This window comes from Mycobacterium sp. IDUB_24 (assembly GCF_055419385.1).
The window spans coordinates 21,462-43,651 of record NZ_JBVAXO010000005.1 but is presented as its reverse complement, the minus strand read 5'-3'; the positions used below and the strand labels follow the sequence as shown (position 1 = coordinate 43,651).

The following is a 22,190-nucleotide window of genomic DNA, read 5'->3' as shown; positions in this document are numbered from 1 at the left end:
GCCGACCAGCGATTTTGACAGGGATCACCCTCGGCCCCGGCTGGGCCGGTGTGCCAACCTTGATGCGTGACGAACACACCCGTGTGCGTGGTGGGCCTCGGCCTGATCGGTGGCTCGCTGATGCGTGCCGCCGCCGGGGCCGGCCGTGAAGTCTTCGGCTACAACCGGTCGATGGAGGCTGTCGCGGCCGCCAAGTTCGACGGGTTCGACGCCACGGCGAACCTCGACGAGGCGCTGCGCCGGGCCGCCGACTGCAACGCGCTGATCGTGCTGGCGGTGCCGATGCCCGCGCTGCCGCAGATGCTCGACCACATCCGCAGCATCGCACCCCGGTGCCCGTTGACCGACGTCACCAGCGTCAAGGGCGCGGTGCTCACCGAAGTAGGCAACTTCGGGTTGCTGCAGAACTTCGTCGGCGGGCATCCGATGGCCGGGACCGCGCACTCCGGCTGGTCCGCCGGGGATGCCGCCCTGTTCACCGGCGCCGCGTGGGTGGTCAGCGTGGACGACCACGTCGACGCGGACATCTGGTCACAGGTGGCCCAGCTGGCCCTGGACTGCCATGCCGTTGTGGTGCCGGCCCGCTCAGATGAGCACGATGCCGCCGCGGCCACGATCTCGCACCTGCCCCACCTGTTCGCCGAAACCCTGGCCGTGATCGCCGGCGAGGTGCCGCTGGCCTTCGCCCTGGCCGCCGGATCTTTCCGCGACGGCACCCGGGTCGCAGCCACCGCGCCGGACCTGGTGCGGGCGATGTGTGAGGCCAACGCCGACCAACTGCTGCCCGCGCTCGAGCACAGCATCGAACTGCTGACCCGTGCCAAGAAGACACTGGCGGCCACGGGATCGGTGGCCGAGCTGGTCGACACCGGCCACGCCGCGCGGATGCGCTACGACAGCTTCAGCCGCCCCGAGATCATCACCACCGTCGTGGGCACGGACAACTGGCGGGCCGAGCTCGCTGCCGCCGGACGAGCCGGCGGGGTGATCAGATCCGCTCTGCCAGTCCTGGGTAATCAAGGATGAAACCGTCGGAATCCACCGTGACGGTGGTGTCGGAGAGCGGTGAGCGCAACTTCACCCCGGGAACGTCGGGTCCACCACTCGTATAGCTGATGCTCGCGGTCTCCACCGCGAAGTCGGGCAACCGCACATAGACCACCGGCACGGTGATCGACGTCGCGATCTCATGCAGGCCGGTCCGCCGGATCGGCAGGGCATTGAAGAACGGGCTGAACACCACATCGACATCGAGCGCACCACCGAAGTCCGAGCGCTTGGTCTGGGTGTGATCCTGAACCAGCCACATGTTCTCCTCGTCGCGGGCGATGGAGAGCTGGCGTTCCCGCTCGGCCAGGGTGACGGTGAGCGAAAGCCGCTTGGTGGCGCCGGTCTCGTCGGTGACCAGGTCATAGGAGGCCGAGAACGCCGGGTGGGATTCGGTGGCGGCGGCCACGATCCGGCCGTAGGCCTTGATCCTTTTGCCCGACAGCTGAACCCGCGCGGACTCCATCCGGGGTTCATCGTGCGCCTGCCACGTCAACACCGCTGGCCAGGCACCGTCCTTCTGGTCGCTCACCCTTCTACCGTATGCGACGACGCTCGGCGTTCGTAGCCGACTCCGGAACTCCCCGCCGAGCGTGACTCGAGCTCCACCTCGTCACCGAGCAACGGCTGCGGAATCCGTCGTCGACCGCTCAAACGGCCACTCCCGGGCACCGACAGCCACACGGCGAACGCCAGCGCGGCATCGAGAATCAACGCCAACGCCGTGACCATCAGCGCACCCACCAGCGCGATGTGAAACTGCCGCACCTTGATGCCGTCGATCAGATAGCGGCCCAGCCCACCGAGGCTCGCGTATGCGGCCACCGTCGCCGTCGCCACGATCTGCAGCGTCGCGGTGCGCAGGCCGCCGACGATCAACGGCAGCGCGTTGGGCACCTCGACCCGCAGCAGAACCCGCCGCTCGGTCATCCCCATCGACCGGGCCGCGTCCACGACGGCGCGGTCGACGTTCGCGATTCCGGCGTAGGTCCCGGCCAGCAGCGGTGGAATGCCCAGCAGCATCAGGGCGACCGTCGGCGGCACCAACCCCAGCCCCCACAACAGCACCCCGAGCAGCAGCACCCCGAGCGTGGGCAGGGCACGCAACGCATTGACCCCGGTGACGACGAGGAAGGTACCGCGCCCGGTGTGCCCGATCAGCAGTCCGACCGGGATCGCGATCACCGCGGAGGCCACCACCGCGATGACCGTGTACTGCAGGTGCTCGACGATGCGGGCGGTCAGGCCGGCTGGCCCGGCCCAGTTGGCGGCGGTGAAGATGAAGTCGAGTGCCTGCTGCAGGAAGTTCATGCGGCCGCCTTCAGCCGGGAGATCCTCGGTGCGTGAGACGCCCGGGTCCAGGGTGTGATGGCCCTGCCGGCCAACATGATCAGGGTGTCGATGACGACAGCGAGCACGAAGATCGCGATGATCCCGGCGATGATCTGGTCACTCTTGTTGGACTGATAACCCTCGGTGAACCAGGTACCGAGGCCGCCGATACCGATCACCGAACCCACCGACACCATCGAGATGTTGGTGACCGCGACGACCCGCAGGCCCGCCACCAACACCGGGATGGCCAGCGGGAGTTCCACCTTGAGCATCCGCACCAGCGGCCGGTATCCGATCGCCGTCGCCGCGTCACGCACGTGCTCGGGCACCGCGTCGAGCGCCTCGGGCACCGCCCGCACCAACAGTGCAGTGGTGTAGAGCGTCAGGGCGACAATGACATTCGCCTCATCCAGGATGCGGGTCGGAATGATCAACGGCAGCACCACGAACAATGCGAGCGACGGAATGGTGAAGATGATGCTCGCGGTGAGCGTGGTCATCCGACGCAGTGCCGTGGTGCGCTGAACCGCCGCGCCCAGCGGAACGGCGATCAACAACCCCAGCACGATCGGCACCAGTGACAACCGCAGGTGCACGATGGTCAGCACCCACAGGTCGTCGAGGTGGTTCAGCAGATATCGCACGAGCTACCTCAGCTCCGGGACGCGGCGCTGCTCCTTGAGTGCCGCGAGCACGTCGTCGGCACGCACGCCCCCGACGAGCTTGCCGTCTTCGTCGACCGCCACCCCGAGCCCGCTCGGTGAGGACAGTGCGGAGTCCAGCGCCTGCCGCAGGTTGCCGTCGGGTGGAAAGAACGAACCGCCGCCGATGGTGCTGTCGTAGAGCTCGTTGCCCTTGCGATACACCTCGACACCCTCGGCGTTGATCCACGCGAACGGCGTGCCGGATTTGATGACCAGCCGCCACTCCCCCGGGCTCAGGTTCAGCGCATCGATGTCGTTCTCGTCGACGTGTTGAATCTGGTGCAGTGGCAGGCCGGTTGCGTGGAAGAACTGCAGCCCGCGATACCCGCGGTCGGCGCCCACGAACCCCGATACGAGTTCGTTGGCCGGATTCGACAACACAAAGGCGGGATCGGCATATTGCAGTAACGCTCCGCCACGGCCGAACACCGCGACCTTGTCCCCGAGCTTGATCGCCTCGTCGACATCGTGGGTGACGAACACGATGGTCTTCTGCAATTCGCTCTGTAATCGCAGGATTTCGGCCTGCAGATCCTCCCGCACGACCGGGTCGACCGCACTGAACGGCTCGTCCATCAACAGGATCGGCGGGTCCGCGGCCAACGCGCGGGCCACCCCGACCCGCTGCTGCTGCCCGCCAGACAGTTGGGCCGGATAGCGGTCGGCCAGCTTGGGGTCGAGCCCCACCCGTTCCATCACCCCGATCGCAGCCTTGCGGGCGTTGCGCCGTGACTCGCCTCGCAACACCGGCACCGTCGCCACGTTGTCGACCACCCGCAGATGTGGCATCAGCCCGGCGCTCTGGATGACGTAGCCGATGCCGAGGCGCAGCTTGACCGGGTCGACCGTGCTGACGTCTTCCCCGTTGACCGTGAGGGTTCCGGAGGTGGGGTCGATCATCCGGTTGATCATCCGCATGGAGGTCGTCTTGCCACAGCCGGACGGGCCGACGAACACCGTCAGCGTGCCCTGCGGCACTTCCAGATTCAGGTTGTCGACCGCGAGCGTGCCGTCGGGATACTGCTTGCTGACGTTCTCGAAGGTGATCACTTGATCATCGCCTTGTCGAATCCGTTGTCCCTGATCCACTTTTCGGCGGCCTCGTCAGGGTCGACGCCGGCATTGCCCTCGACCGCTGTGTTCAGTTCGATCAGGGCTGCGGTGGTGAGTTTGGCCGACACCGCATCCAGCACGGTCTTGAGTTCATCCGACATCTTCTGCGAAGCCACCAACGGAACGACATTGGCGGCCAGGAAAGCGTTCTCGGGATCCTCCAGCGGCACGAGGTGGTGCAGCCCGATCGCCGGTGACGTGCTGAAGATGTTCGCGGCCGTGACGGCACCGCTGTTCAGCGCCGCAACGGTGGCCGGCCCGCCACCGTCGCTGATCGCGACGAAGTTGACCGGCGCGATGTCCAGGCCGTACCGGGACTTCAGGCCTACCAGCCCGGTCTGGCGGGTCTGAAACTCCGATGGGGCACCGACTTTCACCTCCTCCGAATGCGCGGCCAGATCCGCGATGGTCTTCAGGTTCCAGCGCTGGGCGGTCGCGGCGGTGACGGCGAGGGTGTCCTTGTCCTCGGCCGGTGAGGGATACAGAATCGACAAATCCCCGGGCAGGGCCTTGAACAGGGCGATCAGCACCTCGTCCGGAGTGGTGGCAGTGGTGTCCTTCTCGAAGTACTGCAGGAGATTTCCGGTGTACTCAGGGATCAAATCGATCGAATGATCCTGCACCGCAGGAACATACGTCTCGCGGCTACCGATACCGAACTGCCTTCTGATCTGAAAGTCATTGGCCTCCAGAGCCTGGGCATAGATCTCGGCGATGATCTTGGACTCCGGGAAGTCAGCCGATCCGACGACGATCGATTTCAGGTCACCTGAGATTTCTCCGCCGCCGAGCGGATTGGAGCTTCCGCAGGCAGACAACAAAAGTGCAAGCAAAGTCGCCAGTATTGCCAGGGTTTTGCGCTGCATCCGCACGTCCTTTCGGCGTGTTCAGCCTTTCTCCAGACCCTAACGGCACACCCGACATGCCGCCGCGCTTTAACCCACGGTGGTTTGCTTTGGCGCCTCGACGGGCAAAGATGACTACATGACCAGCGATCCGTCTGCATCGCCCGATTTGCCCGAGCCCACTGCGGCCATACCGGACCCGGCGGCGCCCGACCCGGCCAAAGCGCCCGAACCCGGTAAGAACACCCCGGCCAAAACGGGTAAGGCCACCGAGCCCAAACTCACCCGCGCCGGAGCTTTGTGGTCAGCACTGATCCTGGGCTTCCTGGTGCTGATCGTGCTGCTGATCTTCATCGCGCAGAACACCGATCCGGTGCCGATGACGTTCCTCAGCTGGCACTGGTCGCTGCCGACGGGCGTGGCGATCCTCGGTGCCGCGGTGGCCGGTGGGTTGCTGACCGTCGCCGCCGGGTCGGCACGGATCTTCCAGTTGCGCCGCGCGGCCAAGAAGAACTTCAAGGCCGCCCAGCGCAGCTGACGCGTCAGCCGATGGCGCGCAGACCCGAGGCAATCGCCGGGGCCACCGCCTCGCCGACGCTGGAACCACCCGGCGATTCAGAACCCTGGCGGGCGCGGAAGTCGATACCCGCGGCGATGATCGCTGCCTTGAAGTAGGCCAGCGCCATGTAGAAGTCCCAGTGCGCCAGCTCCTGGCCGGACTGCAGCGAATAGCGGTTGGCCAACTCGTCGGCCGGCGGCATCTGCGGTGAACTCCACGCGGCTTCCATGCTCAGGATCAGATTGAACATCGGGTCGCGGTAGACGCACATCAGCGCGGCATCGCTGAGCGGGTCGCCCAACGTCGAGAGTTCCCAGTCCAGCACCGCAAGGACCTTCGTCGGATCCTGCGTGTCCAGGATGGTGTTGTCGATGCGGTAGTCGCCGTGCACGATCGAGTTGCGGCTCTGCGCCGGAACAGAATCGGCCAGGGCCTGATGCAGGCGCTTGACGTCGTCGTCCCGGGGATCGTCGGGGAGCCGGACCAGGTCCCACTGCGAACCCCACCGGCGCACCTGGCGCTCCAGATAACCCGCGGGCTTGCCGAAATCGCCGAGACCGACCGCCTCGGGGTCCACCGCGTGCAGGTCGGCCAGCACCCGGATCAGGGCGTCGACGCTGTCGCTGATCACCTGCTCGTCACCGAGTGCCTCAAGTTCCGAGGCGCTGCGGACCACCAGGCCGTCGACGTTCTCGACCATCTGGAACGGAGCACCCAACACGGAGTCGTCGTTGCTCATCGTCACCGCACGGGCCACCGGAACGGCGGTGCCGGCCAGCGCCGCCACCACCTTGTACTCGCGGGCCATGTCGTGCGCGGATGGGGTGAGCCCATGTAGCGGCGGGCGGCGCAGCACCCATGCGGACGCGTCGTCGCACACCCGGAAGGTCAGGTTGGAGCGACCACCGGCGATCAGTTCGGCACGGAGATCACCGCTGCGGGCGATGCCCTCCGAACGCAGATGCCGGTCCAGGGCGGTGAGGTCGAGACCCTCCAGATTTGTCACCGTCACTGTTTACCACTCGGCTTGTTGCTCTTCGCGCGAGCGCTCATCGGGACGATTTCTGGGCAGCAGGTCCCACACATGCTCGGTGCCGTTGACCGACGCGACGGCCAGCTTGCCCGAGCGCGACGACAGCAGCCGGGTGACCGATGCGTAGTCGACGTGGAAGGACAGCAGCCGCTGGGTCTGCAGGATCTGGTGCAGCAGCACGTTGATCACCCCGCCGTGGCTGAACACCGCGACGGTGCCGTCATGGTCGCCGGCTGCCACCAGGTCCTCGACCGCCGCGCCGATCCGCGCCATGAAGGCATCCTCGTCCACGCTGCTGGGCAGGTGACCGTTCACCAGTCGAGCCAGCTCCTCGGGGTTCTCCTTGGCGATCTCCTCGATCGGCACGTAGTGCGACATGTCCCGGTCGTACTCGGCGAGCCGCTCGTCGACCTCGACCTGCAGCCCCAGTTCCTCGGCCAGCGGTCCCGCGGTCTGGATCGCGCGTCGCTGTGGGCTACTGACCAGCCGGCTGATGGGAAACCGGGCCAGGGCGGCGGGCAGGCGCTGCGCCTGGGCGATGCCCTCGGCGGACAGATCGGGATCGGACCCTTGACCGGGCTCGCTGCGGAGCGGTAGAGCATGTCGGACGAGAAGCAGTTGCACCGTGTCACCATAGGGCCGCGGTGCGGGACGGCCGGAGAGGGCTGCGACATGGGCTATGCCGACGAACTGTTCGATCTCACCGATCGGGTGGTGCTGGTCACCGGTGGCAGCCGCGGACTGGGCCGTGAGATCGCGATGGGTGCCGCGCGCTGCGGCGCCGACGTCGTGATCGCCAGCCGCAATCTGGACTCCTGTGTGGCCGCGGCCGACGAGATCACCGCCGCCACCGGCCGCGCCGCCCTGCCCTATCAGGTTCATGTGGGCCGGTGGGATCAACTCGACGGTCTGGTCGAGGCCACTTACGAGCGGTTCGGCAAGGTCGACGTGTTGGTGAACAACGCCGGCATGTCACCGCTGTACGAGTCGCTCGGCTCGGTCACCGAGAAACTCTTCGACTCGGTGTTCAATCTGAATCTCAAAGGGCCGTTCCGGCTTTCGGCCCTGCTCGGTGATCGCATGGTGGCCGACGGCGGCGGGGCGATCATCAACGTCAGCTCATCCGGATCGCTGCGGCCCGACCAGTACATGCTGCCCTACGCCGCGGCCAAGGCCGGGCTGAACGCCATGACCGAAGGGCTGGCCAAGGCATTCGGCCCCACCGTGCGGGTCAACACCCTGATGGCCGGGCCGTTTCTCACCGATGTCAGCAAGGCCTGGGACATGGCCGGTGACCCGTTCGGACACCTCGCCCTGCAGCGGGCCGGCAACCCCACCGAGATCGTCGGCGCCGCACTGTTTCTGATGTCGGATGCGTCCAGCTTCACCACGGGATCCATCCTGCGGGTGGACGGCGGATTGCCCTGAGCGCGGCACGGTAATGTAGCTGGATAGCAAACTTGTCATGACAACTTGACCGAAGGGTGATGCGGATGGCGGGGCCGGTTTCGCGCCACGAGCACGTCGCCGCCGAACTGCGCCGGCGCATCAGGCGCCGGGACTACGCCATCGGAGCGCCGCTGCCGACCGAGAGTGCGCTGTGCGCCGAGTTCGACGTTTCCCGCGGTCCGGTACGCCAAGCCCTGGCCACCCTGAAGAACGAAGGCCTGATCCGGGTCTCGCGCGGCAAACCTGCGGTGGTGCGCAGCCACGATGCCACACAGACGCTCGACACGTTCACACCGTTTACCCAGTGGGCCGAGCGCGCCGGACGTACCGCGGGTAACCGCACGATCGAGGTGGCGCGCCGACGCGCCTCCGAAACCACCATCGAGGCACTGGGTTTGACGGCCGACGACTTCGTGGTCGAAGTGCTGCGCGTACGCCTGCTCGACGGTGAGCCCGCGATGCTCGAACGCAGCACGTTCATCGACTCCGTGGGTTCCCTGCTGTTCGAGTTCGACACCGACTCGGGCTCGATGACCGACTACCTCGCCAGCCGCGGCGTCTACTTCGACTCCATGGAGCACGTGCTCGACGCCGTGGCCGCCGGCCCCGACGATGCCGCGAACCTCGGCATCGCGCCGGGCAGCCCGTTGCTCCGTGAGCGCCGCGTCTCACGCGATCAGCACGGCGTCGTCTTCGAATGCGCCGACGACCGCTACCGGCCGGACATGGTGGCGTTCAGTATCGTCAACGCCCGCACCAAATTTTCCTCCGCCGAACAGACATAAAACTGCCCCTTTCACGTCGGAAAGGGACAGTTTTGTGTCTGCTCGCGGGATCAGTCGGCGGCAGGCATCCGATTCCAGTGCGGGATCAGTAGCAGCATGGAAAGCAGAGCGGCGCCGGCGAATCCGTAGAACAGTGTCGACGTGTTCAGGTAGCCGGGCAGCAACCCGCCCAGGATCGCGCCCACCGAACCGCAGCAGTTGATGAATCCGGCCGCGGTCCCGGCATGCTTGGAGGTACCGAAGTCGACCGCAGCGACACAGGAGATCATCGCGTCGGCGCCATAGACGCTCAGGCCGATCAGACCGAGCACCACCACCATGACCCAGGCGTTGCCGGTCGCGGTGAGCGGACCGAACAGCGCCAGCACCGCCACCAGGATTCCCAGACTGATCACACAGGCCGGCACCCGGCGCGCACTGAACACCCGATCCGAGATCCGGCCGAGCAGGATCGGGGCGATCACACCGGCGACACCGAACGCCACCGGGATGGCGACGGCCTGGAACTTGTCGCCGTCAACCAGGCGCTCGGCGACGATCACCGGGCCCCACAGCAGGATCGCATAGCGAGCCGGCTTGAGCAGGAAGTACGACGCGCCAAGGGTTCTCACCATCCGGTCACTCAGCACCGCCTTCAGCGATTCCTGCCACGAGGGCTTCGGCTCGGCAACAGCCTCCGCTTCGGGCGAGTCATCGAGCTCGACACCCTCTCGAGCGTCCGCCGAGGCCCGGTACTCCTCGATCGGCGGCAACCCGACATCTTGCGGCCCGTTGCGCTGGAACAACAGCACGAGCACGAACACCCCGACCACCACTGCGGCACCGGTGAAGAACGACGCGCGCCACGAGCCGAACACGTCGTAGGCGGCCCAGCCCAGAATCGGAGCGGCCACCAGGCCGCCGAATGCGTAGTTGGTGCTCCACAATCCGAGTACGCGACCCCGTTCTCCGATCGAGAAGAACTGGGCCATATTGCTCAGAGTCGGGGACCAGCCGGTGGACTGGGCCAGGCCCTGCACGATCATCAGCGGCAAGAGGAACACCAGCGCGGGCAGCAGGCCCATGAACACCGTGGCGATGGCCGATATCGCCAGGCCGCCGAGGATGACCACTCGCGGACCGAAGCGGTCCGAGACCTGGCCCCACACAAACTGGCCGGCGGCGTAGGCCGCGAGGTAGGCGGCGTCGAGGTTGGCCAGGGTGCTTTTGGTCAGGCTGATAGAGAGGATGGGATCTTCGAGAATGCCCAGCTTGGCGACCGAGAAGGCCTGCCGGGTGAAATAGAAGCCGGCGTAGGCGATCCAGGTGACGGCGAAGATCTGGATACGCCAGCGCTTGTAGCGCGGAGCGATAGTCGGACTGGCGGGCGTCGTTATTTGGGTCATGAGAATGCACCTAATGTGGGCGTGCTGCAGGCGGTGTGCTGACGGGCCGGGGCAGATTGCCGAGAGACTGTGGCCGAACGTCAAGAGCAGGTTTCTCGAAAGAGAACGACGTGAGAGCGGTGCGGCGGTCGGGAGGCAGGCCTACGACCGACCGCCGCAAGAGCTGTTCTGTTGAGTTACCGCAGCGCTGCCACCAGCGATGGAAGATCGGCGACGCTGTTGAGGATGTGCGTGGCGCCCGCCTCGGAGAGCTGGGCCTGGTTGTGCGCACCGGTCAGCACGCCGATCGAGGCCCGCGCGCCCGCGCGCAATCCGCTGATGACATCGGAAGAAGTGTCACCCAGCACGATCATCGAACGCACCGAATCGGTTTCGGTCTGCATCAGTGCGGCGAGCGGCATGTCCGGATAGGGCCGGCCCCGCACTCCCGGCGACGGGCACAGCACCACGTCGGCGAGGTTCTGCCAGCCCAGCGTCTCGATGATGGCCGACTGGGTCTCCTTGGCGAATCCGGTGGTCAGCGCGGTCTTGATGCCGCTGGAGCGCAAAGATGTAATGACATCTTCGGCACCGGGGATGGGGCTGCAGTTACCCTCGGCGACCAGCTGGGCGTAGCAGCGTTCGAACTCCTTGTTCGCGGCCTGCGCCTGCTCCTCGTTGCCTTTCGCCAGATGACGGAAGACCACGATCTTCGACTGCCCCATGGTGTCGGAGACGTAACGCAGCATCTCCTCGCGGTCGGCGTCGGTCTTCGACAGACCAGCGTGCTTGTCGGCCGCCAGGAACGACTGTTGGACCAGCCCGGTGTCCTCGACAGTGGTTCCGGCCATGTCGAATACGACGAGGCTGATTGAGTCAGTTGCGTTGATGCTCATTGGTTGTCCCTTCTGTTCAGGTGGATCGTTCAGGCGTGTGCGACAACTTTGTCGCGGTCCAGGGCATTGCCGACGGTGCTGTAGGCGAGGCCCATGCTGGTGGTCATGCCGATGCCGGTGGTGACGGTGACGACGTGGGTGCCCTCGATGGGCTGTTCGATCAGGAACTCTTTTCCGGGCGCGGAGGTGTAGACGCCCTGCCAGCGCTCGGTGACCTCGATGTCATTGACCCCGAACAGTTTCCGGGCCTCTTCGAGGAGAACGGCAAACCCCTCCTCGGATTGGAACGGCGGCGCGGAGACGTCGCGGTAGTGGGTGTCGCCTATGAGCAGTGAACCGTCGGGCTGCGGGGTGTACATCTGATGCAGGTCGATGGCGACGTAGTCGGGATGTTCGGCGCGCAACCGCTCGGCCACGGCCGCGGTGGCAGGCAGGTTCTCGAAACCGGCGTAGCGCAGCAACGACCAGCCGGTGAACAGCGGCGCGGGAAGGGCGAAGCCCAGCGGTAGCCGAGCCCGCAACATGTGCAGCCGGCACCTCAGCAGGCCGTCACGTTCGGCCAGCGCCGGGAACAATCTGTCTACGTCGTAGTTGACCGTGACGAACGTCGTTCCCGCGCGGAGCGGTCCGCGCGACGTGTGCACGATTCCCGGTTCGAATCCGGACGCCGCGGTCCGCCAATGGAAGTCGACGCCCTCACCGGCGAGCCACCGCGCGATCGACGGCGCTGCCGTGCGCGGGTCGACCTGCAGGTCGTTCGGCAGGTACATACCACCGGTGACGCCGGACGCCACTACCGGGATCTGTTCGAGGATCTGCTCGCGGCTCAGTAGCCGCACCTCGTCGGCCTCTCGAGTGGCGGCGAACTCATCCATCACGGCGAGTTCGTCGTCGTGGCGGGCGATGCAGAAGGTTCCCGCCTCCGCCGACCAGAACCCTGCCTTGCGGGACAGGTCCAGCCAGTGCCGACGCCCGGCACGCCCGTATTCGAGCGCTTCGCCGGACTGGGCGGTGATGCAGGCGTGACCGAAGTTCTGGACCGACGCACCGACGACACCGTCGGCGTGATCGACAACGGCGACGCTGAGTCCCCGCTGATGCGCGTGATAGGCGTGCGCCAGGCCGACGATGCCTGCACCGACGACGACGACGTCGTAGCTGTGATTTCCCATGCGGATACTGTGGTCCACATCACCACAACTTGTCAATACAAGTTTGTAGTTGTTACCTCGTGTCTATATATGTAAAGTCCCGTTCACCTCAGCGGCGTGACGACGTTGAAGTTCGGGTCGGGATGATCCGACTGATCTCGTCGGCGCCGTGCCCAGCGGCGACAGTGGCGTCCACGTAGCCACGGAATGCCTCCAACGCACCGGCATCGAAGCCTGCCGACCGTGACGCCGCGATCAGATGCCGGACCGAGGCAGCCACCGAGGACACCGACGCACTGGCATCACCGTGCCGATCTGCCTCGATGCGCTCGGCGATCTCACCGAATACCGGCGGCAGGATCGCGGCGATGTTCCCCGCATGCGGCAGCAACTCAACGGGCGCGATGCCATGTGCACCGGCCACCGCCAAGGCATGCACGAAACCGCTGACCGACGTCCAGAACACGTCGAGCAGCGCCATGTCGAAAGCTGCGGCACGTCCGACGTCCGCGCCGACCCAGCTGACAGTCGCGAGCGCATCGAAGACCGGCCGGTGCGCTTCGAACAGATCTCGTGGTCCGGCGAAAAGGATACTGGCGCTGGGCGTTCCGATGGTGTCGGTGGGTGTCATGATCGCGCCGTCCAGGTAGCGTCCGCCGCGCGCGGCCACCCGTTCCGCCGTACGGTGTGCCGAATCGGGAATGTCGGAGGCCAGGCCCACGATCACCCGGCGCGCGACCGCGTCTCCCGCGGCGTCCAACACCGCATCCACCACGGCCTGATCGACGACGTTGATGAGGATGAGATCGCCGGCGGCGACCGCCTTGGCAGGTGTGTCGGCCCACACCGCGCCGCGGGTACGCAATGCGCCGGCTTTGGCAGCCGTCCGATTCCACACTGTGGTGGGGTAATTCACCTCCAACAGTGCCCCGGCGAGGGCCTGTCCCATCGGCCCGAGGCCGAGCACGCTGACAGTGGTGGTCATGCGGCGGTCCCCTTCTTGATGCTCTCGATCACCCGGGCGAAGCCGTCGCTGCCGTGGCCCGCATCGATCTGTCGGTGGATCAGCCGCTGCACGACATCGACGACTTCTGTGCTGATGCCCTGGTCCCGGCTCGCGTTGACGACGTCGCTGATGTCGGAGAAATCGAGGCTCTGCTGGCCGGGCACGGTGTAATCCCCACCGTCGATGACGGTCGCGTACTCAGCGATGGAGGGCATCAGCGCCGGCAGCCACGCGGCGGTGCGCGCGGCGAACTCTTTCGCCGGCACTCCGGCCGCCCCCACCATCGCAGCACCGTGGAAGAACCCGGCGAACATCACGTACATCGCGGAAAGAAGTGCCAGGTCGTACAACGACGCCATGCCCGCGTCGTCACCGAAATACTCAGTGCTACCCCACAGTTCGAGGAACGCGCGATAGTCCTCGAACAATGCTGCCGAGCCGCTGTAGAGGATCGCCGACTGCGCCGTTCCGATCATCTCGGGCGTCGCCATGATGCCCCCGTCGAGGTAGTCGGCCCCGTGGCCGGCAGCCCACCCGGCCAGCTCGCGCGCACCTTCCGGCGATGTCGTCGTCAGGTTGACCAGCCGGCGCCCCGCCAGCAGGTGCGCGATCGGATCGAGAACCTCGTGCACCGAAGCCTGGTCGAACAGGCAGACCACCACGAGGTCCGCGTCGAGAGCCTCGGCCAGATCGTCCGTTGAGGTGGCGCCCTCCTCGACGAGCGCGCCCGCCCGCGCGGCGGTGCGGTTCCAGACGACGGTCGGGTGCCCCGCGTTGATGGCTCTGCGGGCCAGCTCTGAGCCCATCGCACCCAGACCGAGAAAACTGACCGAATGGCGTGTGGTTGTCATGCCACCATCGTTGGAGAGACACTGACTGAAGGACAAGTACCCACTAAAAAGTGGGGTACTTACCTTTTTGAAACTATTGGCCTTGAACTGCGAGGATTCTGTCATGAGCCAGCTGGGCAAGTACACCTGCGGACTCGATGCGGCGTTCGCCGTGGTCGACGGAAAGTGGAAACCGCTCATCCTCTGGGAACTTCAAGCCGGACCGAAGCGGTTCAACGCGCTGCACCGCAGCCTGCCCGGGGTATCCCAGAAGATGCTGACGCAGCACCTCAAGGAACTCCAGCGTCACGGCGTGGTGCATCGGGAGAGCTACCACGAGGTGCCCCCTCGGGTGGAGTACTCCATGACGCCCGCGGGCCAGGAGCTACTCGAATCACTTGAACCACTGGGCGATTGGGCCACCAAGCACATCGAACTCATTTGCGCCGACGAGGCCGGATAGGTGGGCGCCGGGTTCGGTCACGGCCGGTCGAGAGTGTGCAGGCTGACGTCGGACAACACTCCGGCGGCGATGCGGGCCGTCATGTACGTGCAGTACGGCTGACGTCGGCGGTCGGTCGGCGATCCCGGATTCAACAGGCGTAGACCGGTTTTCGCGGTCGTGTCCCACGGAATGTGACTGTGCCCGAAGACCAGGACGTCAGTTCCGGGGTAGTCCCTGGCCATCCGGGCCTCCCGCCCCGTGGCCGCACCGGTCTCATGCACGACGGTCAGCCGCAGCCCGCCCAAGGTCACGTCGGCACGCTCGGGCAGTCGCCTGCGCAACTCGGCTCCGTCGTTGTTGCCCCAGCAGCCGACGAGATGCGCCGCACGCGAGCTGAGCGCGTCGAGCAGGGCGAGGTCGACCCAATCACCGGCGTGGACAACGACATCCGCCTGGTCCACCTCGTCCCATACCTGAGCCGGCAGATCCTTGGCGCGCTTGGGTACATGGGTGTCGGCGATCAGTAGCAGCCGCATGCCAGCCGAGCCTACGTGACCGCGGCCAACGGGCCCGGGAAGCAGATCGGCGGGTTCGAGCGTCCCGCGCTGTCGCGGCGCTTACACTCCGACCATGGATCTACTACGCAACGTAGTTGTTTATGCGCATCTGCTCGGTTTCGCAGTCATGGTCGGCGCCTGGATCGCCGAGGCCGCGGCCCGACGATTCCTGATCACTCCGGTGATGACGTACGGCATGACGCTGTCTCTCGTCACCGGCCTGGCCCTGGCCGCACCGTGGCCCGCCGGCATCGTCCTGAACTACCCCAAGCTCGGCACCAAGCTGGTCATCCTGATCGCGCTCGGCGCGGTACTGGGCATCGGCACCGCACGGCAGCGTCGCGCGGGCGGCCAACCGGTCATGGGACTGTTCATCGCCGCGGGCGTGCTGCCACTACTGGCGTCGGCGATCGCGGTGCTGTGGAACTGAGCCCCAGGCCAGGGCCGAACCTGAGCTGAACCTGAGACCTTCCCGTAAAGTTAACTGGCAAACAACAATTGTCGGCAGGTACGGGAACGATGGGTCATAGACACGCCATGGCAACCGCCAGGGTCATGCGCACGGCGGCATTCACCGGATGCGATACACCGCGCGGTGAGATCCATGCCCGGGCCAGGACGCGTCCCGCGGAGTCCGCACGTCAAGCCCACCACGGCGTGTTCGAGAGGCCTCGGCAACGGCGCTACATCGGTCAGCTGAAGACCTCGACATTCGCAGTGGCGGGCCGGTCCCCGTGGATGAACGATCGCGTCACCGTGCTGCGCGGCTTCCTTGCCGATCTGCACGGGCTGCACCTCCCGCCGGAGCTGGCCCGGGTCCAGGTGGCCGGCCACATCGAACTCCTGGTCTCCGTGCTGCGGCTGGACCGTCAGACCGCGCGTCAGTTCGTCACCGACGACGTACTGCGCGAGATGGCCGTCGACATCGCGGCAGCCGTCGCCTCCGAGTAAGCCCGGCCGCCGACGCCGACGCGCCGAGATCGACGCCGGGGTCGTTGTGTCGCCGGAATCGCAGCCCTGATGTCGATCTCGATGCACCAAGGCCCTCGAACAAACAAATCGAGGCGCGGTCTGATGACCGCGCCTCGATTTTTCTAAAGTGCGCCCGAAGGGATTCGAACCCCTAACCTTCTGATCCGTAGTCAGATGCTCTATCCGTTGAGCTACGGGCGCCTAGCGTTATTCAGTTGTGCGGTTGACAAGTCAACCGTGGCGGAGGCGAGAGGATTTGAACCTCCGGTCCCCTTTAAGGGGGACAACTCATTAGCAGTGAGTCCCATTCGGCCGCTCTGGCACGCCTCCTTCGAACTTCTGTGAGGGTACCGGACTCCGTCCTGTCGCCCGAAACCGCCGAGGGCACACAGTACACAGCCTCCCCTATTCTGGCCAAGTGAGTATCCGATTGCGCCCCGAAATGGCCGACCTCCCGGCGTACGCACCAGGCAAAACCGTTCCCGGCGCAATCAAGATCGCGAGCAACGAAACGGTGTTCCCGCCGCTTCCCAGCGTGCGCGAGGCGATCCTGCGGGCCACCGAGAACATCAACCGCTACCCCGACAACGGTTATCTTGACCTGCGCGAACACCTGGCCAAGCACGTCGGCTTCGCGCCGGAGAACATCGCCGTGGGCTGCGGTTCGGTGAGCTTGTGCCAGCAGTTGATACAAATCACATCCGCTCCCGGCGACGAAGTCGTGTACGGGTGGCGCAGTTTCGAGATCTATCCGCTGCAGATCCGCACCGCCGGCGCGACGGGCGTCCCCGTGCCGTTGCGTGACGAGACTCACGATCTCGACGCCATGCTCGCGGCCATCACCGACCGCACCCGGCTGATCTTCGTCTGCAACCCGAACAACCCGACTTCCACCGTGGTCGAACCCGAGGCGCTGGCCCGGTTCGTGGCGGCGGTGCCCGACGACATCCTGATCGTGCTCGACGAGGCCTACGTGGAGTACATCCGCGACGGGCTGCTGCCCGACAGCCTCGGCCTGGTCCGCTCGCACCGCAATGTGGTTGTTCTGCGCACCTTCTCGAAGGCCTACGGGCTGGCGGGCCTGCGGGTCGGGTACGCGATCGCCGACCCTGAGATCGTGACCGCGCTGGGCAAGGTCTACGTGCCGTTCAGTGCGACGAGCGTGTCCCAGGCCGCGGCCATCGCCTGCCTGGAGGCCGCCGACGAACTCCTGGCCCGCACCGACGCCGTCGTCGCCGAGCGCATCCGCGTCAGCGCGGCCCTGCGTGACGCGGGATTCGAGCTCCCGCCCTCGCAGGCCAACTTCGTCTGGTTGCCGTTGGCCGAACGCACCCTGGACTTCGTGGCCAGGGCCGCCGACAACCGCATCATCGTGCGCCCGTACGGTGAGGACGGCGTGCGGGTCACCATCGGGGCCCCGCACGAGAACGACGCCTTTCTGGAGTTCGCCCGACGCTGGATCGCGGGTGACGCCGGGACTCGGACAGGAGATACCAAGTGAGCGACGCAGGCGGCACGTTCGACCGATTCGTCAGCCGCGAGGGGCAGATCCCCGACGCTGAACTCGACGCGTTCTGGGCGCTGCTCCGGCCCGCCGGCATCGACTTCATGCTGGGCGAGTGGAAGGGCGGCGAGTTCCAGACCGGACACAAGGCCAACGGATTCATGAACCGGCTCAACTGGTTCGGAAAGACGTTCCGCTCGGCCACCGAGGCCCAGCCACTCGTGTGCCTGGATGCCGACGGCAACAAGTTCTCCAACACCGAGGCCATGAACGGCGAGGCCAGCCTGTGGCTGGAGGAGTTCCGCGGCGAGGTGACCGCGACCATGGTCTACGACGGCCGGCCCGTGCACGACCACTTCAAGGTGGTCGACGACAACACCGTCATGGGCATCATGAACGGCAAGGGTGCCGTGGTCGACGGTCGTTACCTGTACTTCTACCTGCAGCGCGTCTAAAGCGTTGGCCTGCGGCCGGTGAAGGCCAGCAGTCGGTCCAGCGGCTGCGCGTCTTCGCCGATCTCGACCGGGTCATCGAAACCGGCGCGCACGCGCCCGTCCGGCGTGATGATCTCCCGCGCCCACCCCAGGACGCACTCCGGTTGCTGATCGGCAACGTCGACCGTCTGTCCGGTGGCCGCGGCGTAATCCCAGGCGTGCACCAGGAATTCGAGTGACAGGATCCGAGCCATCATCTGCGCCGGCGCCTCGCCCGGCCCGAACGGCACAGTGCCGTCGACCCCGCGTCGCCGCCATGCCGCCACGGCCGGCCGCGCCGCGCTGAGGACCTGATCCTCCACCGAGGCGGCGGCGTCGCGGTCAGGAAGCTGCGCACCCGCCGCCGAGCCGATCATCGTGATCGAGTTCAGAAGATGGTCGGTCAGCCCCGCCACGTCGAACTCGCGGCATGGTGTCGGACGGGACAGATCATCCGCGGTGACACCACTCAGCACGCGTTGCAGCACGTCGAGGGTGGCCTCGGCACTATCGAGTTCATCCATACTCGGTAGTGTCCACCCCATGTCTGACACGTACGAGTCCGTTTCCGTCGAGATCAAAGACCACGTCGCCCAGGTGACGCTGCTGGGTCCCGGCAAGGGCAACGCGATGGGCCCGGCGTTCTGGTCCGAGACACCCGACGTGTTCGGCACCCTTGACGCCGACCCCGAGGTGCGCGCAATCGTGCTGACCGGTTCCGGCAAGAACTTCAGCTACGGCCTCGACCTGCCTGCCATGGGTGCGACGCTGCCCGGTCTGGACGCCGGCGCCAAGGCCCGGGCCGACTTCCACGCCACGCTGCGGAAGATGCAGGGCGCCATCACGGCCGTCGCCGACTGCCGCACCCCGACCATCGCTTCCATCCACGGCTGGTGCATCGGTGGCGGTGTGGACCTGATCAGTGCCACCGACATCCGCTACGCCAGCACCGATGCCAAGTTCTCGGTGCGTGAGACCAAGCTGGCCATCGTCGCCGACGTCGGCAGCCTGGCCCGCCTGCCGCTCATCCTGTCCGACGGACATCTTCGGGAGCTGGTCCTGACGGGCAAGGACATCGACGCCGCGCATGCCGCGCGCATCAACCTGGTCAACGAAGTCCACCCCGACGCCGACGCCTCGCTAGCGGCCGCGCACGCCACGGCCGCCGAGATCGCCGCCAACCCGCCGCTGACCGTCGCGGGGGTGAAGGACGTGCTGGACCAGCAGCGCACCGCCCGCGTCGCCGAGAGCCTGCGGTACGTGGCCGCGTGGAATTCGGCGTTCCTGCCGTCGAAGGATCTGGCCGAGGCGGTCACCGCGATGTTCCAGAAGCGCCCGCCCCAGTTCACCGGGGAATAGGCGTCCAGCCGAGCTCGGCCTTGGCCTTCGCGTTCGACAAGGGCAGCCAGGCCTGCCCGAACGCGGTCGCCGGGTACGAGGCGACCAATCCGACCAGCCGATGCGAGATCGGCACCGGTCGCGGCCGGTGCAGCTTGCGGCTCAGCTCTCGAACGTAATCGCCGAACGACTGCGGACGGTCATCCACGATGTTGTAGATCTCGCCGCCACGTCCCCGGTCCAGGGCATCGGCCGTCGCCCGGGCAACGTCGTCGATGTGTACCCAGGACACGATCCCGGGGCCGGTGAGGGCAGGCATAGCCCACCACTTCGCGAGCCGGGTGAACAATTCGTCGTGGATCACACCGGGCCCGTAGAAAACGCCGTAGCGCAACACGATTCCCTCGGTATCGCTGTGTTCACCCGAACTCAGCACGGTGCGTTCCATCCCCCGCAACGCCTCAAGGAACTCAGCTCCGTGCGGCGGTGGCGGCCCGGGATAGGGATCGGTCTCGTCGATCAGCGCCGGCCCGCCTGCGCCATAGCCGTAGGCGAAGACCACCGATTCCGCGACCACGCGGCGCACGCCCGCGCGTTGGGCCGCTGCCACCAGGTTCGGGGCTCCGCGGCTCCACAGTTGCGTCGCGGGGCCGAAATCCTTGGGCCGCTTCGGTCCCCACTTGGGCAGCGTCGTCAGCAGGCTCACCACCGTCTCGGGCGCGAACTCGCTGAGCACGGCATCAATCTGCGTTCTGTCGAGTACATCAGCCACCACGGGCTTGGCCCCGGCCTCAGAGATCTGGGCGGTCTTGCCGGCTGAGCGGGTCACCCCGATCACCTCGTGGCCGCGCCGGTTGAGCTCACGCAGCAACGGGATTCCGGGAACACTCGTCGCACCGGCCACCAGGACACGCATCTATCGTTCTCCCACTCTCTCGTCGGACAGACTGGTACGCAACGCAATTGCCAACAGCACCGTGGTCACCACCAGGCCCGCGGCCTCCAGCCAGCCGACCCAACTGCCGGCGGCGTGGTTGGTGTCGATCAGGTGACTCAACGAATGCAGGGCCCAGTGCGCAGTGGCGAAAGCCAGCGCGGGCACCCGCCAGCGCGGCCACTTGAGCGCCGCGAGCATCATCAACCCGAGCGGCAACTCGAACGACGCGTTGTCGAGGATGAAGTGATCGTTGCGCACGCCGAATGCGCCGATCGTGTCGAAAAACACGCCCGGCGCCAACAGCATGAACAGGCCGAGGGTCACCGAGTAGATGCCGAACACGGCGAGGACCACTTCGGGGTAGCGCCGGGTGCGCGTCACCGGCGGCACGGCGTTGGCCATGTCATCACGCTAACGCCGAGGTGGTCTCCGAGTAGGCTCCAATTCCATGGCAATTTCGGGTACCAGTGCCGGTCCGGAGCTGCTGGTCGAACTGGACCGGGACAGTAAGCAGCCGCTGCATCGCCAACTCGCCGACGGGCTGCGCAACGCCATCCGTTCCGGCCGCCTGACCCCCGCCTCCCGCATGCCGTCCACCCGCGTGCTGTCGGCCGACCTCGGGGTGTCACGCCGCCTGGTGGTCGAGGCCTACAGCCAGTTGGCCGCCGAGGGGTTCCTGCACAGCAGCCAGGGTGGCTGCACCCGCGTGGCCGCCGTCGACCCCGTCCCCGCAGGCCGCTCCGATCCCGATCGCGCCCGCCCCCGCTTCGACACCGACTTCGCCCCGGGCTCACCGGATCTCGCCAGCTTCCCGCGTCAGGCCTGGCTTCGGGCCATGCGTCAGGGCCTGGCCGAGATCGAATCCAGCGCATTCGGCTACGTGGCACCGCACGGACTGCCGGCCGCCCGGACCGCGGTGGCCGACTACCTCCGCCGTACCCGTGGCGTGGTCGCCGACCCCCGCCTCATCGTGTTGTGCTCGGGCGCAACGCAAGCCATCGCCCTGCTCGCCCAAAGCCTGGACGGCCCGGTAGCAACGGAGGATCCCGGATTCTGGCTGCATCGAATGGTGTTACGGCACCACGGTGTCGATCCGGCGCCGATCCCGGTGGACGACAACGGCATCGACGTCGGGGCGCTGGCCGCCAGTCCCACGACCACTGTGCTGACCACGCCTGCCCACCAATCACCTACCGGGGTGGTGCTCTCGACCGCGCGGCGCACCGCGCTTCTCGAATGGGCCCAGCCCGGGCGGTTGATCATCGAGGACGACTACGACGCCGAGTACCGCTACGACCGGGCGCCGGTGGGCGCACTGCAGGGGGTCGCGCCGGACCGGGTGGTCTACCTCGGCTCGACCAGCAAGACGCTGGCGCCCGGCCTGCGCATCGGCTGGATGGTGGTGCCCGCCCATCTGATCGACCGGGTCAGAACCGCCAAAAGCCTGGCCGATACCGGGAGCTCGGTGATGGATCAGATCGCATTCACGCAGTTCGTAACCTCCGGCGGCTACGACCGTCACCTACGTCAGATGCGCCGGCGCTATCCGGGCCGACGCGATGCGCTGCTGGCGGCCTTGGCGCGGCACCTACCGCAGGCCGAGGTTCTGGGTGCGGCCGCAGGCCTCCACCTGACCGTGCGGTTCCCGGCCGGCTTCCCCATCGACGACCTGACCCGTCGCGCGGCCGAGTTACGCATCCGACTGGAGCCCCTGGCCCCGTGTTACGCCGATCCCACGACTGCACCACCCGGACTGATTCTGGGCTACGCCAACCTCACCGAATCCCAGATCGCGACCGGGGTGGAGATGCTCGGTCAGGCCGCGCGCCAATTGGGGGCGGCCTGAC

27 protein-coding genes and 2 tRNA genes are annotated in these 22,190 nt (G+C 66.6%); 11 read left to right on the top strand and 18 right to left on the bottom strand.

Features of this window, described 5'->3' with window-relative positions; all coding sequences use genetic code 11:
* The first annotated feature begins 81 nt into the window (after positions 1-81).
* Complete coding sequence (locus tag ACZYZF_RS18190; RefSeq protein ID WP_463836620.1) at positions 82-1,026, top strand: prephenate dehydrogenase; 945 nt, start codon at positions 82-84, stop codon at positions 1,024-1,026.
* Here the strand turns inward: ACZYZF_RS18190 and ACZYZF_RS18185 are convergent.
* The 5 genes from ACZYZF_RS18185 to ACZYZF_RS18165 are packed head-to-tail and all read right to left on the bottom strand — an operon-like array spanning position 989 to position 5,065.
* Positions 989-1,579, bottom strand: a complete 591-nt coding sequence (locus ACZYZF_RS18185) for a putative glycolipid-binding domain-containing protein (protein ID WP_463743749.1) — start codon at positions 1,577-1,579, stop codon at positions 989-991. The genes ACZYZF_RS18190 and ACZYZF_RS18185 overlap by 38 nt on opposite strands.
* Complete coding sequence (locus ACZYZF_RS18180; RefSeq protein ID WP_463743748.1) at positions 1,576-2,358, bottom strand: ABC transporter permease; 783 nt, start codon at positions 2,356-2,358, stop codon at positions 1,576-1,578. The genes ACZYZF_RS18185 and ACZYZF_RS18180 overlap by 4 nt, the downstream gene beginning before the upstream one ends.
* Positions 2,355-3,026: an ABC transporter permease gene (locus tag ACZYZF_RS18175; protein WP_463743747.1), complete on the bottom strand. Its 672-nt coding sequence runs from the start codon at positions 3,024-3,026 to the stop codon at positions 2,355-2,357. Before ACZYZF_RS18175 ends, ACZYZF_RS18180 begins: the two co-directional genes overlap by 4 nt.
* Positions 3,027-3,029: 3 nt before the next feature.
* Positions 3,030-4,136 carry an ABC transporter ATP-binding protein gene (locus tag ACZYZF_RS18170; RefSeq protein WP_463836404.1) on the bottom strand — a complete coding sequence of 369 codons (1,107 nt, stop codon included), beginning with the start codon at positions 4,134-4,136 and terminating at the stop codon, positions 3,030-3,032.
* Positions 4,133-5,065, bottom strand: coding sequence for an ABC transporter substrate-binding protein (locus ACZYZF_RS18165; protein ID WP_463836403.1), 933 nt, complete (start codon positions 5,063-5,065; stop codon positions 4,133-4,135). The genes ACZYZF_RS18170 and ACZYZF_RS18165 overlap by 4 nt, the downstream gene beginning before the upstream one ends.
* A gap of 118 nt (positions 5,066-5,183) precedes the next feature.
* On the opposite strand from ACZYZF_RS18165, the gene ACZYZF_RS18160 reads away from it, so the two are divergent.
* Positions 5,184-5,582, top strand: a complete 399-nt coding sequence (locus ACZYZF_RS18160; RefSeq protein WP_463743744.1) for a LapA family protein — start codon at positions 5,184-5,186, stop codon at positions 5,580-5,582.
* Positions 5,583-5,586: 4 nt separating this feature from the next.
* On the opposite strand, the gene ACZYZF_RS18155 is transcribed toward ACZYZF_RS18160, so the two are convergent.
* On the bottom strand, positions 5,587-6,609 hold the full coding sequence (locus ACZYZF_RS18155) for a phosphotransferase family protein (RefSeq protein ID WP_463743743.1): 1,023 nt from the start codon (positions 6,607-6,609) through the stop codon (positions 5,587-5,589).
* Positions 6,610-6,618: 9 nt separating this feature from the next.
* Entirely contained in the window at positions 6,619-7,260 is a 642-nt protein-coding gene (locus ACZYZF_RS18150; RefSeq protein WP_463743742.1) for a histidine phosphatase family protein, read from the bottom strand.
* A 48-nt stretch (positions 7,261-7,308) separates the two neighbouring features.
* Here ACZYZF_RS18150 and ACZYZF_RS18145 point away from each other — a divergent pair, with 48 nt between their 5' ends.
* Together ACZYZF_RS18145 and ACZYZF_RS18140 are read left to right on the top strand one after the other, a co-directional pair.
* Positions 7,309-8,064, top strand: coding sequence for an SDR family NAD(P)-dependent oxidoreductase (locus ACZYZF_RS18145; RefSeq protein WP_463836619.1), 756 nt, complete (start codon positions 7,309-7,311; stop codon positions 8,062-8,064).
* 59 nt (positions 8,065-8,123) lie between these two features.
* A complete protein-coding gene (locus tag ACZYZF_RS18140; RefSeq protein WP_463743741.1) occupies positions 8,124-8,870 on the top strand; it encodes a GntR family transcriptional regulator in 747 nt (248 codons plus the stop codon).
* A gap of 50 nt (positions 8,871-8,920) precedes the next feature.
* Here ACZYZF_RS18140 and ACZYZF_RS18135 read toward each other — a convergent pair whose 3' ends face one another.
* The 5 genes from ACZYZF_RS18135 to ACZYZF_RS18115 all read right to left on the bottom strand — a co-directional run bounded on the left by ACZYZF_RS18135 (position 8,921) and on the right by ACZYZF_RS18115 (position 14,138).
* Positions 8,921-10,255 (bottom strand): MFS transporter, encoded by a 1,335-nt coding sequence (locus tag ACZYZF_RS18135; protein WP_463836402.1) that lies wholly within the window; start codon positions 10,253-10,255, stop codon positions 8,921-8,923.
* Between the two features lie 176 nt (positions 10,256-10,431).
* The gene (locus tag ACZYZF_RS18130) at positions 10,432-11,130 is read right to left on the bottom strand and encodes a phosphonatase-like hydrolase (RefSeq protein ID WP_463836401.1); all 699 of its coding nucleotides are present in this window, start codon (positions 11,128-11,130) and stop codon (positions 10,432-10,434) included.
* 29 nt (positions 11,131-11,159) lie between these two features.
* Positions 11,160-12,302 carry a TIGR03364 family FAD-dependent oxidoreductase gene (locus tag ACZYZF_RS18125; protein ID WP_463836400.1) on the bottom strand — a complete coding sequence of 381 codons (1,143 nt, stop codon included), beginning with the start codon at positions 12,300-12,302 and terminating at the stop codon, positions 11,160-11,162.
* An 88-nt stretch (positions 12,303-12,390) separates the two neighbouring features.
* The gene (locus tag ACZYZF_RS18120; RefSeq protein ID WP_463836399.1) at positions 12,391-13,266 is read right to left on the bottom strand and encodes an NAD(P)-dependent oxidoreductase; all 876 of its coding nucleotides are present in this window, start codon (positions 13,264-13,266) and stop codon (positions 12,391-12,393) included.
* A complete protein-coding gene (locus tag ACZYZF_RS18115; protein WP_463836398.1) occupies positions 13,263-14,138 on the bottom strand; it encodes an NAD(P)-dependent oxidoreductase in 876 nt (291 codons plus the stop codon). The genes ACZYZF_RS18120 and ACZYZF_RS18115 overlap by 4 nt, the downstream gene beginning before the upstream one ends.
* A gap of 103 nt (positions 14,139-14,241) precedes the next feature.
* On the opposite strand from ACZYZF_RS18115, the gene ACZYZF_RS18110 reads away from it, so the two are divergent.
* Complete coding sequence (locus ACZYZF_RS18110; RefSeq protein ID WP_454792813.1) at positions 14,242-14,580, top strand: winged helix-turn-helix transcriptional regulator; 339 nt, start codon at positions 14,242-14,244, stop codon at positions 14,578-14,580.
* A gap of 17 nt (positions 14,581-14,597) precedes the next feature.
* Here the strand turns inward: ACZYZF_RS18110 and ACZYZF_RS18105 are convergent, their stop codons facing one another.
* Entirely contained in the window at positions 14,598-15,098 is a 501-nt protein-coding gene (locus ACZYZF_RS18105; protein ID WP_463743735.1) for a metallophosphoesterase family protein, read from the bottom strand.
* A gap of 94 nt (positions 15,099-15,192) precedes the next feature.
* Between ACZYZF_RS18105 and ACZYZF_RS18100 the strand changes: the two genes are divergently transcribed.
* Both ACZYZF_RS18100 and ACZYZF_RS18095 read left to right on the top strand, forming a co-directional pair.
* Positions 15,193-15,549, top strand: a complete 357-nt coding sequence (locus ACZYZF_RS18100) for a Fe-S protein (RefSeq protein WP_463836397.1) — start codon at positions 15,193-15,195, stop codon at positions 15,547-15,549.
* 107 nt (positions 15,550-15,656) lie between these two features.
* Entirely contained in the window at positions 15,657-16,070 is a 414-nt protein-coding gene (locus ACZYZF_RS18095; RefSeq protein WP_463743733.1) for a hypothetical protein, read from the top strand.
* 149 nt (positions 16,071-16,219) lie between these two features.
* On the opposite strand, the gene ACZYZF_RS18090 is transcribed toward ACZYZF_RS18095, so the two are convergent.
* Positions 16,220-16,292, bottom strand: a tRNA-Arg gene (locus tag ACZYZF_RS18090).
* Positions 16,293-16,329: 37 nt separating this feature from the next.
* Positions 16,330-16,421 (bottom strand) — tRNA-Ser (locus ACZYZF_RS18085).
* Positions 16,422-16,509: 88 nt separating this feature from the next.
* Here ACZYZF_RS18085 and hisC point away from each other — a divergent pair.
* Both hisC and ACZYZF_RS18075 read left to right on the top strand, forming a co-directional pair.
* Positions 16,510-17,592: a histidinol-phosphate transaminase gene (gene hisC, locus ACZYZF_RS18080; RefSeq protein WP_463836396.1), complete on the top strand. Its 1,083-nt coding sequence runs from the start codon at positions 16,510-16,512 to the stop codon at positions 17,590-17,592.
* Entirely contained in the window at positions 17,589-18,050 is a 462-nt protein-coding gene (locus ACZYZF_RS18075; protein WP_463836395.1) for a DUF4334 domain-containing protein, read from the top strand. Before hisC ends, ACZYZF_RS18075 begins: the two co-directional genes overlap by 4 nt.
* Here the strand turns inward: ACZYZF_RS18075 and ACZYZF_RS18070 are convergent.
* Entirely contained in the window at positions 18,047-18,592 is a 546-nt protein-coding gene (locus ACZYZF_RS18070; protein WP_463836394.1) for a TIGR03086 family metal-binding protein, read from the bottom strand. The genes ACZYZF_RS18075 and ACZYZF_RS18070 overlap by 4 nt on opposite strands.
* Before the next feature lie 19 nt (positions 18,593-18,611).
* Between ACZYZF_RS18070 and ACZYZF_RS18065 the strand changes: the two genes are divergently transcribed.
* Positions 18,612-19,427, top strand: a complete 816-nt coding sequence (locus tag ACZYZF_RS18065) for a crotonase/enoyl-CoA hydratase family protein (RefSeq protein ID WP_463743729.1) — start codon at positions 18,612-18,614, stop codon at positions 19,425-19,427.
* Here the strand turns inward: ACZYZF_RS18065 and ACZYZF_RS18060 are convergent.
* Both ACZYZF_RS18060 and ACZYZF_RS18055 read right to left on the bottom strand, forming a co-directional pair.
* On the bottom strand, positions 19,414-20,322 hold the full coding sequence (locus tag ACZYZF_RS18060) for an NAD-dependent epimerase/dehydratase family protein (protein WP_463836393.1): 909 nt from the start codon (positions 20,320-20,322) through the stop codon (positions 19,414-19,416). The genes ACZYZF_RS18065 and ACZYZF_RS18060 overlap by 14 nt on opposite strands.
* On the bottom strand, positions 20,323-20,745 hold the full coding sequence (locus tag ACZYZF_RS18055; protein ID WP_463836392.1) for a hypothetical protein: 423 nt from the start codon (positions 20,743-20,745) through the stop codon (positions 20,323-20,325).
* A gap of 46 nt (positions 20,746-20,791) precedes the next feature.
* Between ACZYZF_RS18055 and pdxR the strand changes: the two genes are divergently transcribed.
* Positions 20,792-22,189: a MocR-like pyridoxine biosynthesis transcription factor PdxR gene (gene pdxR, locus ACZYZF_RS18050; protein WP_463836391.1), complete on the top strand. Its 1,398-nt coding sequence runs from the start codon at positions 20,792-20,794 to the stop codon at positions 22,187-22,189.
* The last annotated feature ends 1 nt before the right edge of the window (position 22,190 follow it).